Source organism: Microcoleus sp. S36b_A4 (genome assembly GCF_036700645.1).
Lineage (GTDB): Bacteria > Cyanobacteriota > Cyanobacteriia > Cyanobacteriales > Microcoleaceae > Microcoleus.
In genome coordinates this window covers 1-14,810 of the sequence record NZ_JAUBPI010000129.1, presented here as the reverse complement: position 1 = coordinate 14,810, position 14,810 = coordinate 1, and the positions used below count along the sequence as shown (strand labels likewise).

Here is a 14,810-nt window from a genome sequence, read left to right as displayed (position 1 = left end):
CCTATTCAGGACGGCGATGTCTGAGGGGTGAAACCCCTCAGACATTCGCCAACAGTCTCTTGAAACCGCGTCTACACTTGCCTCTCGTCTCTGCAGAGGAGGACTAAAAAATACAGGAGGTATTATTAAAGCGGCGTTGGATATTACTTGCTGCCTAGCCAAATCGGATAAGCAGAAGAATCCTCAGCTTTTAACTTTTGCGCCTGATAACTCTTGCTAGTCCAAGTAGCTACTGTTTGCAGGCTTTCTGTCAAACAACTTTCGCTACCAAACGCTTCAAATCCCAAACTCCACCACGCGCTGCCGTTAATGTTCAACTGAGTAAGTTCCACGGTGCAACCTTGGGGAATTGGGGCTTCCACAGGCACAGACATCAGGGAACCAGGGGTCGATACTTGATAAAGACGCTGCGCTCGCTTTTTCTTGACTGCCACCCACTTTCCTGTCGCCAAAATATCCGCCGGTATCGGCGCCATCGTGTCCGCACAAACCCACTTCAGCCACTTTTCGGCTTTGCCTTCCCAGCGGTTGCCAAACTGCATCGTCCCCAACTCTCCCTGACGCCACTTTACCTCCAAGGTTTTCCCACGCAGCTTCACTCCCAAGTAGTCGCAGCTTGGTACTAGCAAATATATGTCTTCCCGCTCTTCAGGAGGCGAAAGATACCCGCCGAGACTCTCGCTTCCAAACCATTGATTGATTGATTTTGGCAGTGCACCGCTATAAAACCAACGCATTTCCAGACTGGCCCGCATAAATTTTTCCTCCGTTCCACAATTTTCGTCAAACCCAGACTGGATTTGCCATACACCATCGACTTTTGTGCCTCTCCACTCTATCCTCCCCCCTCCGGGGCCCAGAGTCTACCCACAGTCATACCATTTTAGATTTTAGATTTTAGATTTTAGATTGGGGAAAGACTGACTATATAAGGGTTTAGAGCTTGCCTACAGTTGCGTTTTTTTTATTTACTGGTGTCAGAGCGAGGTCTTTAAAAAAAATTTCTCACAATCCTTTACATATCTTCACAAGTCTGTTACATTTATTTACAGTACACTAAAAACCATTTAGGAAAAAAAAGATGAGTAACAGAGGCTTAATGCTGGACGACCAAGGCAAAATGAACAATTTTGCGATCGAGCCGACAGTATACATCGATGACCAACCCCGCACCGGCTTTACCCCCTACGCAGAACGCTTAAACGGCCGCCTTGCCATGATTGGCTTTGTTTCTCTCTTGGCTTTAGAAGTTTCGACCAAGCACGGGCTGATTAGCTGGTTAACTCACCTGTAATGATTTTGTTAACAATTAAACTATATGGCTATGGATCGCTGGCGGTACACAAACAGCGATCCATAGCTTAACTATTTTGAGGGGCAAGGTTTGGTGAGACAATTAAAATTAAATATTTTTGTTTTACCCTACCCGTAAAAAAAATGCTCAAACGAATTGCGGCAATACTTTTGGTGGTTCTAAGCCTCACCTTGACCGGTTGTGTGTCTAAAGTCACTGGACTCAAAAGCTACGTTGATACTGGCGATGGCTATCAATTTCTTTATCCTAACGGCTGGCTGCCGATCGCGGTTTCTAACGGGCCCGATGTGGTGTTCCGCGATTTGATTCAGCAAACCGAGAACGTCAGCGTGGTAATCAGTCCAGTCGCGAAGGACAAAACTCTCGCGGATTTGGGAACACCGACGGATGTGGGATACAAGCTCAGCAAAAGTGCGATCGCCCCGATTGATTCCGGCCGCGAAGCTGAATTAGTCAATGCAGAAGCTCGTGAATCGCGATCGAAAAGCTATTACATTTTAGAATATGCCGTTAAGTTGCCAAACCAAGAACGCCACAACTTAGCAAGTGTAGCCGTCAGCCGCGGCAAACTTTTTACGCTTAACGTTTCCACTACTGAAGAACGTTGGCCCAAGGTAAAAGAAGCTTTTGAGAAAGTTGTTAAATCTTTCTCTGTTTATTAGGGCATGGGGCATGGGGCATGGGTTAGTTGCCAACTGACAACTGTCAACTGACAACTGTCAACTGTCAACTGTCAACTGAACTTCTTAAATGATGAAAATTCCAACTTTTGTATTAGCTTCAGCTTCTCCAGCGCGCCGCCGCCTCCTAGAAAATGCCGGCATTCAAGCTGTGATTTGCCCCAGCGACTTTGATGAAAGGCAAATACAAATGAAAGATGCCACTAATTTAGTGCAGGTTTTAGCAGAGGGGAAAGCTGAGGCTGTAGCTAAGTTTTTACTCGCTAATTCTCACCCGCAAATCCCCAATCCCAAATCTTGTTTTGTGTTGGGATGCGATTCAATTTTGCTCATAGATGGCGAAATTCACGGCAAACCCAAGGATGAGGAAGAAGCAATCTCGCGCTGGCAGAAAATGCGCGGTAAGGTGGGCGAACTCTATACGGGTCATGCTTTAATTGATACTAGATTCGATGACTTTGGTGAGGCGAGGTCGCGATCGATCATTCGCTGTCAAGTTACAAAAGTTCATTTTGCGGAAGTGACCTCGCGCCAAATAGCGGCTTACGTCGCTACCGGAGAGCCCCTCGCCTGTGCAGGCTGTTTTGCACTCGAAGGTAAAGGCGGTTTGTTTGTAGAACAAATCGAAGGATGCCACACAAATGTGATTGGTTTAAGCTTACCTCTGCTGCGGCAAATGCTCACCGAAATGGGATATGATGTGGCGGATTTCTGGCAATCTTAAATATTGTTGAATTGATGTCAGGAATCGGGAGGAAGAGCCTCGCTGATATGCCTTCCCAGGCAGATCCTGGGAACGAGGATTGAGAGCCTTGTTGTTGTCGGATGGGCGTTTCGTGCCGCCCATCCGTGCTATGCAGATTACTCTTGCCCACCAATTGGTAATTATCCTAGAGCGCCTCATCCGATACAGATATAAACTGAAGTTGATCCGGCGAAACATCCTTCACCAAACCCAAGATATTGCCGGTACTAGCTTCCCGAATCACCGTCGCCTTAGTATTTAAAATTCTAAAATCAGCCGTTCGAGGAATTCCCGGAGGAAAAGGCCCGCTGCTGTCATAATCTCTGGCATCACCAATTGTTAAAAACCTTTCGCTCAAAACAATATCATTTCGCGTCAATCCAGACGCTAATCCAATTACATCACCTTCAAGCCGATTGTAATCGAGAATAAAATCGGCAGGCACTTCATCTACATCAAAATTGCCGCTAGGAGACGGTTGAAGCGAACCAATCTCTCCCGAAGTTGCTCCCACTTCTGTGCGGACGATAAATAAATCTGCGCCTTCACTTCCCCACAGTCTATCAATTTCAGCATCACCGATTAGAGTATCATTTCCGCTCTCTCCTACTACAGCATCATTCCCTTTTCCGCCGCGAATAAAGTCATTGGCCGTGCCTCCATAAACGTAGTCATTACCTTGATCTCCGCTGACAAAATCGCTGCCACATTCTCCATAAAGAATGTCAAAATCTTGACCACCACGAATAGTATCGCTGCCGCAACCTCCAATTAAAGTATCTGTGCCACTGTTACCGTTCATCAGTTCCGCACCACCGGAACCTCTGACAAAATCGTTACCAGCTAAGGCACGCAAACCTCCGGCAGTATTCCGCAGAATTCCATTTGCTAATTGAAATGCGTCGTCATTGGGAGTTAAGTCAAAAAAGTTGGGGTCGCTGCCTGGATTTGGCAATGGGCCTGTGAGTAATTTGATGTTTGAGGGATCAGCAATAATTGGGTCTGAATTTTCAGCTAATGCTCTAATTTCTCCGAAATTTGTTTCTAACATCCTAAGTTTCTCCTTTTTTGATTGACTTTGTTGACATTCTGATTTTAACAAAGATTTCAATTAAGAAATCTGCGGGAATCTGGGGTTAAAACAATCAAATTATTGTCAAAATTGCCGTAGATGCTTATTCAATAAGCGTAGTTTATTGACACCAGGTTGCTCGTCCAAATCCGCAAATATTTTGAACTGTGTACCAATAATTCTGGGGATCGCGTAATCTATTACCCGTCAGCAGTCAGCGTGGGAAAACCCAGAGACTGCTAATTGTCATGAAACCTTGAGTTAAGTCAGGAATAATTAATATGCTAGACACTGCGATCGAATCTATTCAAGCCAGAGAAATCCTCGACTCCCGTGGCCGCCCCACCATTGAAGCTGAAGTTTACCTAGCCAACGGCGTTGTGGGGATCGCCCAAGTCCCCAGCGGTGCTTCTACAGGCTCTTTTGAAGCCCACGAACTCCGCGATGATGATAAAACCCGTTACGGTGGCAAAGGAGTCCTAAAAGCCGTTGCTAACGTCGAACACAAAATTGCCCCCGCTTTGGCTAATATAGATGCGATCGACCAAGCGCTGGTAGACAAAACCATGATTGACTTGGACGGTTCCCCCAACAAATCCAACCTCGGCGCAAATGCCATTCTCGGAGTCTCCTTAGCCACAGCAAAGGCGGCTGCCGAGACTTTAGGACTCCCCCTTTACCGCTACTTGGGCGGGCCCTTGGCGAACGTTTTGCCCGTACCACTGATGAACGTCATCAACGGGGGATCTCACGCTAACAATAATGTGGACATTCAAGAATTTATGATTGTCCCTGTGGGTGCGCCTTCTTTTAAAGAAGCTTTACGCTGGGGTGCAGAGGTATTTGAATCCTTGAGTAAAGTCTTAAAAGCTGAGGGTTTGCTAACTGGTGTGGGTGATGAAGGCGGTTTTGCGCCTAATCTTAAATCCAATCAAGCAGCTTTGGATTTGTTGATTGCAGCTATTGAAAAAGCTGGCTATAAGCCGGGTGAACAAGTTGCTTTGGCTTTGGATGTTGCTGCTAGCGAATTTTACAAAGATGGGCAGTACACTTACGACGGTGTGGCTCATTCGCCGGCAGAATTAATCGATTATTTGGATGGTTTGGCCGGAAAATATCCGATTGTTTCTATTGAAGATGGTTTGCACGAAGACGATTGGGACAGTTGGGTAGCGCTGACTGAGAAAATGGGTAGCAAAGTTCAATTGGTTGGTGACGATTTGTTTGTTACTAATCGCACGCGGCTGCAAAAAGGAATTGATTTGAAAGCTAGCAATTCGATTTTGATTAAGCTGAATCAAATTGGTTCTTTGACGGAGACTTTGGATACGATCGACCTCGGCAAACGGAACAGCTATCGAGCCGTCATCAGCCACCGTTCGGGTGAAACTGAAGATACCACAATTGCCGATTTAGCGGTAGCGACTCGCGCCGGCCAAATCAAGACTGGTTCTTTGTGTCGCAGCGAACGAGTGGCCAAATATAACCGTTTATTGCGGATTGAAGACCAATTGGGCGATCGGGCAATTTATGCTGGGTCGATCGGTTACGGGCCCAAGTAACACTGGATAATTGGGAATTGGGAATGGGTAATTGGTAATCGGTAATCGGTAATTGGGAATGGGTAATTGGTAATCGATAATCGGTTAGTTTTTAATTTTCATCACCAATGCCCAATGCCCAATGCCCAATGCCCAATGCCCAATGCCCAATTACCAATGCCCAATTACCAATTAAGGATAGAAAGCCAATTGTGGCAAACCCAAAGTTTCTTCCCAACCCATCATCAAGTTCATGCACTGGATGCCTTGACCGGCTTGTCCCTTAATTAAATTGTCGATCGCCGATAGCACAATCACCCTGTCAGTACGCGGATCGACTTCCACACCGATATAACAAAGATTCGTGCCACAAGCCCATTTTGTTTGGGGGTAAACTCCAGCCGGTAACACTTTTACCCAAGGACAATTGCGGTAAAAAGCACTGAAAATTGTGATTAAATCTTCCCGCACCAAACCCGGATCGCGCAAAGTTGCGTACACAGTCGCCAAAATTCCCCGCACCATCGGAATTAGGTGAGGAGTGAACTGAACTTTAATATCATGTCCCGCTAAATCGCTGCAAATTTGCTCGATTTCTGGCGTGTGGCGGTGGCGGCCAACACCGTAAGCGCCCAGAGAACCCTCTGCTTCAGCCAACAAGAGATTAACTTCGGCTTTGCGGCCCCCTCCCGAAGCACCGGATTTGGCGTCGATGATAGCTGTTTCTGGCACAATGAGGCCTTGTTTGAGTAAAGGTGCCAGGGCTAATAAACTAGCAGTGACGTAGCAGCCGGCACAGCCTACTAACTGAGCGTTTTTAATGCGATCGCGGTACAATTCTGGCAAACCATAAACAGCCGTTGCAGCCAGTTCAGAGTCCGATCGCTCGCCGCCGTACCAAGCTTTGTAAGTTTCCAGATTTTCAAATCTGTAATCAGCCGACAAATCCAAGACTTTGCAGCCTTTCTCTATCAGCGTCGGTGCCATTTTGCAAGCTAAACCGTTCGGCAGCGACAGAAACACAACTTCGCATTTTGCCGCTATTTTGTCTAGGTCGATCGCCTCGACTGTCAAATCAATGCAGTTAGTCAGATGCGGATAAAGGCTGGAAAAAGGTTTTCCCGCACTGCTATCCCCGCCCAAATACACTACTTCAGCCGCTGGGTGATCTGCCAGCAGTCGCACAAGTTGCACGCCGCCGTACCCTGAAGCGCCGATAATTCCTACAGGCACACGTCCAACATCTCCCATTTTCCTTTATCCCCTCAGCCGTTGAAGTCAAAAACGCTTGAACTTTTGCTGCATTGTAGTACCAAACGTCAACTTTGGTGGCAAAGAATTGTGTTGTTTTGTTTTGGAGGTGCATTTTTGTTAATTTTCGGCTGTTTGATACCGCCCAAAACCCATATAAAGCCCTGGAACTCCCAAAGTTTTAGACCAAAGTTCCATATTCCAGATTCACGGCGCTGCAAGTAAATATAAAATCTAAAATCTAAAATCTAAAATCGACTGACCGATCGCCAAAACCCTAAAATTAACAAACTGATGTGCGATCGTGCTATAAAAAAACTTACCTTAACCCATCCACAAACCGGAGATTGATATTTTTCCCTCTTGCCTCTTGCCTCTTGCTTCCTGTATCCTGCCTCTTCCCTCTTCCCTCTTCCCTCTCCCTTCTTCCTACCTATGGGCATAGTCGTAGAAAACGTATCAAAACAGTTTGGCAGTTTCCAAGCACTCGATCGAGTCAGCTTAGAAATTGAATCGGGTTCCCTAGTCGCATTGCTTGGCCCGTCTGGTTCCGGCAAGTCTACACTGCTGCGACTGATTGCGGGTTTAGAAATGCCCGACTCCGGCAAAATCTGGCTAACAGGCCAAGATGCGACCAATACTAGCGTCCAAGACCGCAAAATTGGGTTCGTATTTCAACACTACGCGCTATTCAAGCACATGACAGTGCGAAAAAACATCGCTTTCGGGCTGCAAATTCAGAAAACACCACCCACGAAAGTCAAATCGCGAGTAGAAGAGTTGTTGAATTTAGTGCAATTGGCAGGATTGGGCGATAGATACCCGTCGCAACTTTCAGGGGGCCAGCGGCAGCGGGTGGCCCTGGCCAGAGCCCTGGCTGTGGAACCGAAAGTGTTACTGCTAGACGAACCTTTTGGAGCTCTCGATGCCAAAGTTCGCAAAGACTTGCGCGCTTGGTTGCGGCGACTGCACGACGAAGTTCACGTTACCACAGTCTTTGTGACGCACGATCAAGAAGAAGCGATGGAAGTTGCCGATCACATTACAGTAATGAATAAAGGTAAAATCGAACAAGTAGGCACACCAGCAGAAATTTACGACCATCCCGCTAGTGCTTTCGTAATGAGTTTTATCGGTCCAGTCAATGTCTTGCCCAGCAGTTCAAGAATGTTTCAAGACAACGGCTTTGACTCAGCCAACCCAGAGATTTTCTTACGCCCTCACGACGTAGTAATTGAAACTACAGAAAATAGTGCAACAGTGCCTGCAAGAATCAGTCGCTTGATTCATTTGGGATGGGAAATTCAGGTAGAATTGACCTTAGATGACGGTCAAGTAGTAAACGCTAATTTGACTAGAGAAAGATTCGATAGCTTGAACTTGCAGCCCCAGCAAAGAGTGTTCGTAAAGCCGAAAGATGCCAAGTCCTTTCCACTTTTTTATTCCATCTAAGGATCGCGAATTAAATAACTTACAATTTTAATTGTTATTGTGGGATGGGCGTCCCGCCCGTCCAAAAAGGACGGGCGGGACGCCCATCCCACTTTCAAGAGTGGAAGTTATTTAATTCTCATTCCTAAGATCGATTCTGAAAACTCAACCTAAATTTAGATTGGATACTGCCTTTTCAAGAATGTGACGCGGTGCGGTGTCTCTACAAAAAAAAATCTAGGGACACGACACAGCGCCGTGTCCCTAATCTTTTATACTGACAACTGTCCGCTGACTACTGCGCGCGGAGTTAGTCTTTAATTTTGCTGACAGCTTTTTTGACTTGTTGCTCAAAGGATGTAGCTTGTGTATTGGAAGGATTTTTCATTTTTTCAATGTCAGCGTCTCCCTGAACTTCGTTAGGCCCTTTGCTGGCTTTTTCTTGAGTTTCTTCCAAGGACATTGGTTTTTTCAGTACAGCTTCTTGAGATTCTTTTTCAATACCCAAAAGTTTGTCTTCACCTTTGGTGGGGCTGCTAGTAACTGCAAAAGCCGGGAAAGCATTAGAAACAAACATCAAAGCACAAAAACAAACAGCTATTAAAGTGCGGACTAAACGCTTGGCAGGGAAGTTAAAGCTGATAAAAGACATACAAAATTTCTCCGTTTTTAGAAGTTTTGATCGGTAAGATTGTTAACAGGCAGAAGCTCACTCAAATTCTGCACAATCTTTAACTCAAGTTTGAGAAAAGCAACTTTTGCTCTCTTTCAAATTGAGCTAACATATAATATTTAGCTGAAAAAGCTGGGATTTGAAATCCTTCTCAGGGAATATTTCTAGTTGACAGGAGTCGATCGCCCCAAGAGATTTATGTAGAAGGCACTTGTGTAGAATCAAAAAAATTCTCTATAAGTGCCTTCGGATGCGCCTCACATAGCGGTATCAATGTGAGTAACTGGTTTTATCGTGGAGTGGGGGCGGGTTTATTTAGCCTCTTTACAACGTGAGAGGGCGCTTGAGTGAACCCGCAGAGCGGTTTGTTAAAAATGTTGCAAGATATGAGATGCGCCCGACTATCCACTGACTAATGACTAATAACTAATGGCTGCTGCTGTCGCACGGGAACTTGACATTTTGCTAGATAAGTTTTAATTTCTCCTACACTGAGTTGCCCGTAATGCAGCAGGGAAGCCAGTAGGGCTGCTTCTGCTTTGCCCTCAGTCACGGCTTCGTAGATGTGGTGGCAGTTGCCGGCGCCACCGGAAGCAATGACGGGAATTTCGACCATTTCGGCAATGCTGCGAGTTAATTCCAAATCGTAACCGGCTTGAGTGCCGTCCGAGTCCATGCTTGTCACCAGAATTTCCCCCGCGCCGCGCTGTTCGGCTTCCTTGGCCCAGGCGATCGCATCTAGGCCGGTATTTTCTCGCCCTCCGCGCACGTACACGTCCCAACCAGGATTATCCGCGTCTTGCCGTTTGCGGGCGTCGATCGCCACTACAATGCACTGATTACCAAATCGATCGCTGGCTTTGTCAATTAAACTCGGATCGCGCACTGCCGCCGAATTAATACTCACCTTATCAGCGCCCGCCCTCAACAAACTTTTAATTGTGTCTAAGGATTGGATACCGCCGCCCACCGTCAAAGGGATAAATACGCGATCGGCCGTTCGGTACACCACATCGATCATAATATTCCGGTCTTCGTGAGTCGCCGTAATGTCCAGAAACACCAACTCGTCAGCACCGGCATCATTGTAAACCTGAGCCATTTCTACCGGATCGCCAGCATCCTGAAGGTTGACAAAATTGACACCTTTGACCACGCGACCGGCTTTCACATCCAAACAAGGCAAAATTCTTTTCGACAACATAAAATTCTCGTGTTTCCAACTTATTGACCGCCGCAGCGAGGAAAAGGCTTTGTTGATATCTTCAAAAACCCGAAGTTAAGCCACAAATCTTAAAGATACCTTGTGTTTAACAATTCTCGGTCGGAGCCGGAGAGCCATTTTTCAGTTTTTTTAGGCCCCCTGAGAATAAATAAAACTTGGCTCGCAGTGGGAGCCGTGACCTTCGGTAGAATATGGGTAGAGAGTTATGTTTCCGCAAAAAGCAACAAATTTAAGTCCCCAGAGACATCTTTGGGGTGAAAAATATGACAATTTCGCCTATGATCGAACCATAACTACCTTCGCTGGCGATCGAATTGTGGTTCGGCAATCCTGTATGCTTTGGTGCATCGACGATCGACTAAACAATTTTAGATTTGAGAACAGCAGATTTGAGGTTTTTTAGCAGCAATCTCAGTTATAAGCCGCGCGGTAAAGTTAAAATTTAAAGTTTAAAATCTCAAATCGGTTGACTTGATGTCGTTTTTAGGGCTGTGGTGACTTTGCAAGCCAATCCACATTTGGTACTTCGTACAGAGAAAAGCGGCAATCGCTACTTGCCGCTCTCCGGCAGCAATTGCTGGACAGTAGGGCGGAGCGATGACAATAATTTTGTACTGACAGATCGCTGGATTTCCCGTAATCACGCGATGTTACAGCAAATGGAGACAGGAGAGTTCTACCTGATCGACTTGGGCAGCCGCAATGGTTCCTTTGTCAACGGGCGGCGCGTCAGTATTCCTGTCACTCTCAGAAATGGCGATCGGATTATTTTCGGTCAAACCGAATTGGACTTTTACAACCCAACCGCCGGTCACCGACACGATCCAATACACGAGACAGACTCTGAAGATTTTACGGCGACTTTGACGGTGCGTAGCCTGATTAGCGTCATGGTAATGGACATCCGAGACTTTACAGTTTTGACTAGGCAGCTAGACGAAACCCTCCTCTCGGAAGTTATCGGCAACTGGTTCCGCAAAGCAGGACAGATCATTCGCGAACACGGCAGTTGGGTGGACAAATACATCGGCGATGCCATCATGGCAGTCTGGTTCCACAAAACCAGCGGTGTCAGCAGCGAGGAAATGATGCGGATTTGCCAAGCTTTGAGCGAACTGCACAAGGCAACAGACGCACTCAGCAGCCGTTACCCCCTGCCTTTTCCTTTGCGAGTCGGGGCTGGCATCAATACCGGTTATGCAATGGTGGGAAATTCTGGCAGCAGCGACCGATCGGACTATACCGCCTTGGGAGATACTGTAAACGCAGCATTTCGCCTTGAATCTTGCACCAAGCAACTTGGCAAGGATATCGCTGTGGGAGAAACTACCTACAAATACCTGACGCAATTGGGGGCGCAGGGCGCTTTCGAGCAGCACACCGTTGCTTTAAAGGGTTACGACACTCCCACGGTGACTTACGGCGGTACTTATGCTGACTTGAATGCTTTTCTCAAAACGAAAGGAAAAAGTTCTTGATAGCGAGAAAATTGGGGCGGGGCAAAAATTAACCTTTTAAAATGGCAGTCCGAGTTTTTAATTGGGAGTGCCTTTGATAAACTTGCCTGCGATGCTTAAAAGTCGGCTAGTGTCATATATTGTCCGCCTTGTCAATACCAAAATGTAAAGTTTATAACAGCCCTCTACCTATTGCGGATTTATCTGAAAAACTGCATAAGCAAAATGGTAGTCTCTACATAAATGCTGTGTATGAAATTGGGAGACAAAACTTCATGAAACGATTGGGTCGTCTATTGGCAGTATTGGGCTTAGTGCTGGGCTGCTTTGCATGGGCTGGAGACCAAAGCGCGATCGCGGCGTCATTAAGCCGTATCGTCTTGCCATCATCCTCGCTCCTAGCTGTTGAAGCTCCGGCTAGAACCAATCGCGCCGATGAGAAGCTTGCCACAGAATACGGCAAAAAACTTGATTTGAACAACAGCGCCGTCCGGGACTTTCGCCAATATCGAGGGTTGTATCCCACTTTAGCTGGACTAATTATTAAGAACGCTCCTTACGAAAAAGTTGAGGACGTACTCAACATTTCAGGTTTGACGGAAGCTCAGAAAAAAGTGCTGCAAGCTAACTTGGACAAATTCACCATAACTGATGTCGAATCAGTCTTTATTGAAGGAGATACCAGGTTGAATAACGGTCTCTACGACTAGGTAGCAGCGGGCCTCATTTGAAGGCAGAAGTCATTGGGCAGAAAGAAAAGATTTTTTTTCTCTTAGGCTGATGACTTCTGCCTTTAATTTATCAAGACTTACTTTCAACCACCATTCGGCAAAAGCCGACCAAAATTCGCTAGATTGAAATCAGCGGGTTCCCCTGATTCATCTAAAATCTAAAATCTAAAATCTAAAATCTAAAATCTAAAATCTAAAATCTAAAATCCCTTGACTGACATTAGTTCAAGTCCCCAGATTCATCTGTAGACTCAATTCTAAAATCTAAAATCTAAAATCTAAAATAGACTGGCGGCAGACTTATGACTGACAAATTTGACGTATTGGTAATAGGTGCTGGCGCGGCGGGTTTGTATACAGCACTTTGCCTGCCAGAGCATTTGCACGTGGGCTTGATCAATAAAAATACCCTGCCTGTTTCTGCAAGCGATTGGGCTCAAGGAGGGATTGCGGCGGCGATCGCCCCTGAAGATTCCGCAGCGCTGCACGTTCAGGATACACTGGCTGCGGGAGCCGGCCTTTGCGATTTGGAGGCGGTGAAATTTTTAGTCGAGGAAGCTGGTACTTGCATCGACTCCCTGGTGAAAATGGGCGTTGCATTCGATCGCACCGGCCCCGATTTAGCCCTCACCCTAGAAGCCGCTCACTCCCGCCGCCGAGTTCTCCACGCCGCCGACACTACGGGCAAAGCCGTTATCAGTACGCTGACAGCAAAAGTATTGAGCCGCAAAAACATTCAACTCGTATCTCCTGCCTTTGCTTTGAGTCTGTGGCTAGACAAAACCGGGCGGTGTCAGGGGATTAGCTCGATTTGCGGCTCACAAGTCAAGTGGCTGCAGGCCAAAGCCGTGGTGCTGGCGACAGGCGGCGGCGGACAAGTTTTTGCTCAAACGACCAATCCGTCGGTAAGTACCGGGGACGGGGTGGCAATTGCGTGGCGCGCCGGGGCGCTGCTGCGAGATTTAGAATTTGTGCAGTTTCACCCGACGGCGCTGAGTACAGCGGGCGCGCCTCGGTTTCTCATTAGCGAAGCGGTGCGGGGAGAAGGAGCTCATTTGGTTGACAGTAAGGGATATCGCTTTGCCTTTGACTCTCACCCCAGCGGGGAACTCGCCCCTAGGGATGTTGTCAGCCGCGCTATTTTCCGCCACTTGCAGAAGACGGGGGAACCTCATGTTTGGTTGGATTTGCGCCCGATTGCGGTCGATCGACTGCGCTACAGGTTTCCGAATATTATTCAAGTTTGCGCTGACTGGGGAATTGATATTTTTTCCGAACCGGTGCCGGTGACGCCCGCTGCCCATTACTGGATGGGAGGAATTGTCGCTGACAAGTTTAACCAAACTTCGATTCCGGGTTTGTACGCGGTGGGAGAAACTGCGAGCACGGGGGTACACGGGGCTAATCGGTTGGCTAGCAATTCGCTGCTGGAATGTCTGGTTTTTGGGGCGCAGATGGGACTTTTGCAGCTAGAAGGTGGAACGCCCGAGGCGCTCACAGATGAGTTAGATGCAGAGGAAATCTTGGAAAAATCGATTTCTGAAAAGGACATTGAGGCGATCGAAAAGTTGCGGGTCGAATTGCCGAATTTGGTGTGGCAGAGTGCGGGAATTTGCCGGGGACAACGGGATTTGGAAAGTGCGATCGTCCAACTTGAGATTTGGCGGCAAGAATTTGCTTTGTTGCCTTTGAGTCAGACGCTTGATAATTTACAGCCCGGACACATTATTGATTTTTCCCCTGCTGAGGCCCAGAATAGCTCAATTTTGCGAAATTGGGGAGAAGTTGGGAATTTATTGGATATCGGCTACTTAATTGTCAAAAGTGCTGCGTTTCGCACCGAAAGTCGCGGCGGTCACTACCGGGTGGACTATCCTCTCACAGATCCGGATTGGTGCAGCCATACTTTAATTAACCAATCCAATTGGTACAAATCTCCGCGAATAGAAGATTGAAAATTTATTGAAAATTTGGGGTCAGCGCGTTCCCGTACCGTCACTTTCGGGGTTCCCGTTCGGGGTTGGTTCGTATTGTTGGGGATTTCCCAACCTAGAGGTTGGTGTAACTGTCCAAACTCTGGGGTTCTCGCCCGTGCTACGGGCTTTTGTGAAATTGCTAGTTGAGTTGCTGACAAGTCGAGCCGCATTTGCGGTGCCGACTGTATTCACTTGCAGGCAGGCTGCCAGGGTTGCCGTTGTTGTGAGCTGAATCAAAGTACGCATAGTATTCACAGCCTTATTCAAATCACCGCAATAGATCCCCGTCTGTACCACCTATTATATCTATCAATTTACGTATTTCCACTGATATGTTTACATTTACTTTAATTAATTTTCGTAAGTTTACATAATTTTTTTTACATTAAGGCTTTTGGGGATTGGAATTTGGTTTGAGGTTGTGATTTATTTTAATATTTTGTAACATTTAGATGAGACGGCAAGTTGCTCTCATAAGTTTTATATTTGGCTAAATCTATCTAATGACAGATGACAAATTACAGGATTTTAACTTATGTGACTTTAGATTTGAGATTTTACTACTTTGGACATTTTTTTGAACGGTTTCAAAAAGCTTAGAAGCCTTACAGTTTAAGGAGCGAGCGATTTTTTTAAGTTATAGTCATTTCAAATAAATGTGAGACAGAGGCAAGATCATGATAAAATCGATAAAAATAGTTAATTAGAAAAAA

14 protein-coding genes are annotated in these 14,810 nt (G+C 46.5%); 8 read left to right on the top strand and 6 right to left on the bottom strand.

Annotated elements, in window-relative coordinates:
* Window positions 1-143: 143 nt before the first annotated feature.
* Window positions 144-755: a hypothetical protein gene (locus tag QUA03_RS26350; protein ID WP_333084122.1), complete on the bottom strand. Its 612-nt coding sequence runs from the start codon at window positions 753-755 to the stop codon at window positions 144-146.
* Between the two features lie 326 nt (window positions 756-1,081).
* Here QUA03_RS26350 and QUA03_RS26345 point away from each other — a divergent pair, with 326 nt between their 5' ends.
* From QUA03_RS26345 to QUA03_RS26335, 3 genes are all read left to right on the top strand, one after another.
* Window positions 1,082-1,294 (top strand): high light inducible protein, encoded by a 213-nt coding sequence (locus QUA03_RS26345; RefSeq protein WP_333216317.1) that lies wholly within the window; start codon window positions 1,082-1,084, stop codon window positions 1,292-1,294.
* 143 nt (window positions 1,295-1,437) lie between these two features.
* The gene (psbP, locus tag QUA03_RS26340) at window positions 1,438-1,977 is read left to right on the top strand and encodes a photosystem II reaction center PsbP (protein WP_333216315.1); all 540 of its coding nucleotides are present in this window, start codon (window positions 1,438-1,440) and stop codon (window positions 1,975-1,977) included.
* 91 nt (window positions 1,978-2,068) lie between these two features.
* On the top strand, window positions 2,069-2,719 hold the full coding sequence (locus tag QUA03_RS26335; protein WP_333216321.1) for a nucleoside triphosphate pyrophosphatase: 651 nt from the start codon (window positions 2,069-2,071) through the stop codon (window positions 2,717-2,719).
* A 166-nt stretch (window positions 2,720-2,885) separates the two neighbouring features.
* Here QUA03_RS26335 and QUA03_RS26330 read toward each other — a convergent pair whose 3' ends face one another.
* On the bottom strand, window positions 2,886-3,791 hold the full coding sequence (locus tag QUA03_RS26330; protein WP_333216313.1) for a calcium-binding protein: 906 nt from the start codon (window positions 3,789-3,791) through the stop codon (window positions 2,886-2,888).
* A gap of 302 nt (window positions 3,792-4,093) precedes the next feature.
* Between QUA03_RS26330 and eno the strand changes: the two genes are divergently transcribed.
* Window positions 4,094-5,374 carry a phosphopyruvate hydratase gene (eno, locus tag QUA03_RS26325; RefSeq protein ID WP_445242849.1) on the top strand — a complete coding sequence of 427 codons (1,281 nt, stop codon included), beginning with the start codon at window positions 4,094-4,096 and terminating at the stop codon, window positions 5,372-5,374.
* Window positions 5,375-5,545: 171 nt separating this feature from the next.
* Here the strand turns inward: eno and argC are convergent, their stop codons facing one another.
* Window positions 5,546-6,604 (bottom strand): N-acetyl-gamma-glutamyl-phosphate reductase, encoded by a 1,059-nt coding sequence (argC, locus tag QUA03_RS26320; protein ID WP_333049472.1) that lies wholly within the window; start codon window positions 6,602-6,604, stop codon window positions 5,546-5,548.
* A 435-nt stretch (window positions 6,605-7,039) separates the two neighbouring features.
* Here argC and QUA03_RS26315 point away from each other — a divergent pair, with 435 nt between their 5' ends.
* The gene (locus QUA03_RS26315; RefSeq protein WP_333216312.1) at window positions 7,040-8,056 is read left to right on the top strand and encodes a sulfate/molybdate ABC transporter ATP-binding protein; all 1,017 of its coding nucleotides are present in this window, start codon (window positions 7,040-7,042) and stop codon (window positions 8,054-8,056) included.
* A gap of 289 nt (window positions 8,057-8,345) precedes the next feature.
* On the opposite strand, the gene QUA03_RS26310 is transcribed toward QUA03_RS26315, so the two are convergent.
* Both QUA03_RS26310 and hisF read right to left on the bottom strand, forming a co-directional pair.
* Window positions 8,346-8,687, bottom strand: a complete 342-nt coding sequence (locus QUA03_RS26310; RefSeq protein WP_333216310.1) for a low temperature-induced protein — start codon at window positions 8,685-8,687, stop codon at window positions 8,346-8,348.
* Between the two features lie 433 nt (window positions 8,688-9,120).
* Window positions 9,121-9,912 carry an imidazole glycerol phosphate synthase subunit HisF gene (gene hisF / locus QUA03_RS26305; RefSeq protein WP_333216308.1) on the bottom strand — a complete coding sequence of 264 codons (792 nt, stop codon included), beginning with the start codon at window positions 9,910-9,912 and terminating at the stop codon, window positions 9,121-9,123.
* Between the two features lie 512 nt (window positions 9,913-10,424).
* Here hisF and QUA03_RS26300 point away from each other — a divergent pair.
* The 3 genes from QUA03_RS26300 to nadB all read left to right on the top strand — a co-directional run bounded on the left by QUA03_RS26300 (window position 10,425) and on the right by nadB (window position 14,076).
* Window positions 10,425-11,411 carry an adenylate/guanylate cyclase domain-containing protein gene (locus QUA03_RS26300; RefSeq protein WP_333216306.1) on the top strand — a complete coding sequence of 329 codons (987 nt, stop codon included), beginning with the start codon at window positions 10,425-10,427 and terminating at the stop codon, window positions 11,409-11,411.
* A 254-nt stretch (window positions 11,412-11,665) separates the two neighbouring features.
* A complete protein-coding gene (gene psbU, locus QUA03_RS26295) occupies window positions 11,666-12,100 on the top strand; it encodes a photosystem II complex extrinsic protein PsbU (protein WP_333164451.1) in 435 nt (144 codons plus the stop codon).
* A 323-nt stretch (window positions 12,101-12,423) separates the two neighbouring features.
* Window positions 12,424-14,076 carry an L-aspartate oxidase gene (gene nadB / locus QUA03_RS26290; protein ID WP_333216304.1) on the top strand — a complete coding sequence of 551 codons (1,653 nt, stop codon included), beginning with the start codon at window positions 12,424-12,426 and terminating at the stop codon, window positions 14,074-14,076.
* A 21-nt stretch (window positions 14,077-14,097) separates the two neighbouring features.
* On the opposite strand, the gene QUA03_RS26285 is transcribed toward nadB, so the two are convergent.
* Window positions 14,098-14,343, bottom strand: a complete 246-nt coding sequence (locus tag QUA03_RS26285; RefSeq protein ID WP_333216303.1) for a hypothetical protein — start codon at window positions 14,341-14,343, stop codon at window positions 14,098-14,100.
* Between the last annotated feature and the right edge of the window lie 467 nt (window positions 14,344-14,810).

Excerpts from the sequence above, each read along its gene's own strand:
- QUA03_RS26350 (WP_333084122.1), bottom strand. The coding sequence starts at position 755 with ATGCGGGCCAGTCTGGAAATGCGTTGGTTTTATAGCGGTGCACTGCCA.
- QUA03_RS26345 (WP_333216317.1), top strand. The coding sequence starts at position 1,082 with ATGAGTAACAGAGGCTTAATGCTGGACGACCAAGGCAAAATGAACAAT.
- psbP (WP_333216315.1), top strand. The coding sequence starts at position 1,438 with ATGCTCAAACGAATTGCGGCAATACTTTTGGTGGTTCTAAGCCTCACC.
- QUA03_RS26335 (WP_333216321.1), top strand. The coding sequence starts at position 2,069 with ATGAAAATTCCAACTTTTGTATTAGCTTCAGCTTCTCCAGCGCGCCGC.
- QUA03_RS26330 (WP_333216313.1), bottom strand. The coding sequence starts at position 3,791 with ATGTTAGAAACAAATTTCGGAGAAATTAGAGCATTAGCTGAAAATTCA.
- eno (WP_445242849.1), top strand. The coding sequence starts at position 4,094 with ATGCTAGACACTGCGATCGAATCTATTCAAGCCAGAGAAATCCTCGAC.
- argC (WP_333049472.1), bottom strand. The coding sequence starts at position 6,604 with ATGGGAGATGTTGGACGTGTGCCTGTAGGAATTATCGGCGCTTCAGGG.
- QUA03_RS26315 (WP_333216312.1), top strand. The coding sequence starts at position 7,040 with ATGGGCATAGTCGTAGAAAACGTATCAAAACAGTTTGGCAGTTTCCAA.
- QUA03_RS26310 (WP_333216310.1), bottom strand. The coding sequence starts at position 8,687 with ATGTCTTTTATCAGCTTTAACTTCCCTGCCAAGCGTTTAGTCCGCACT.
- hisF (WP_333216308.1), bottom strand. The coding sequence starts at position 9,912 with ATGTTGTCGAAAAGAATTTTGCCTTGTTTGGATGTGAAAGCCGGTCGC.
- psbU (WP_333164451.1), top strand. The coding sequence starts at position 11,666 with ATGAAACGATTGGGTCGTCTATTGGCAGTATTGGGCTTAGTGCTGGGC.
- nadB (WP_333216304.1), top strand. The coding sequence starts at position 12,424 with ATGACTGACAAATTTGACGTATTGGTAATAGGTGCTGGCGCGGCGGGT.
- QUA03_RS26285 (WP_333216303.1), bottom strand. The coding sequence starts at position 14,343 with ATGCGTACTTTGATTCAGCTCACAACAACGGCAACCCTGGCAGCCTGC.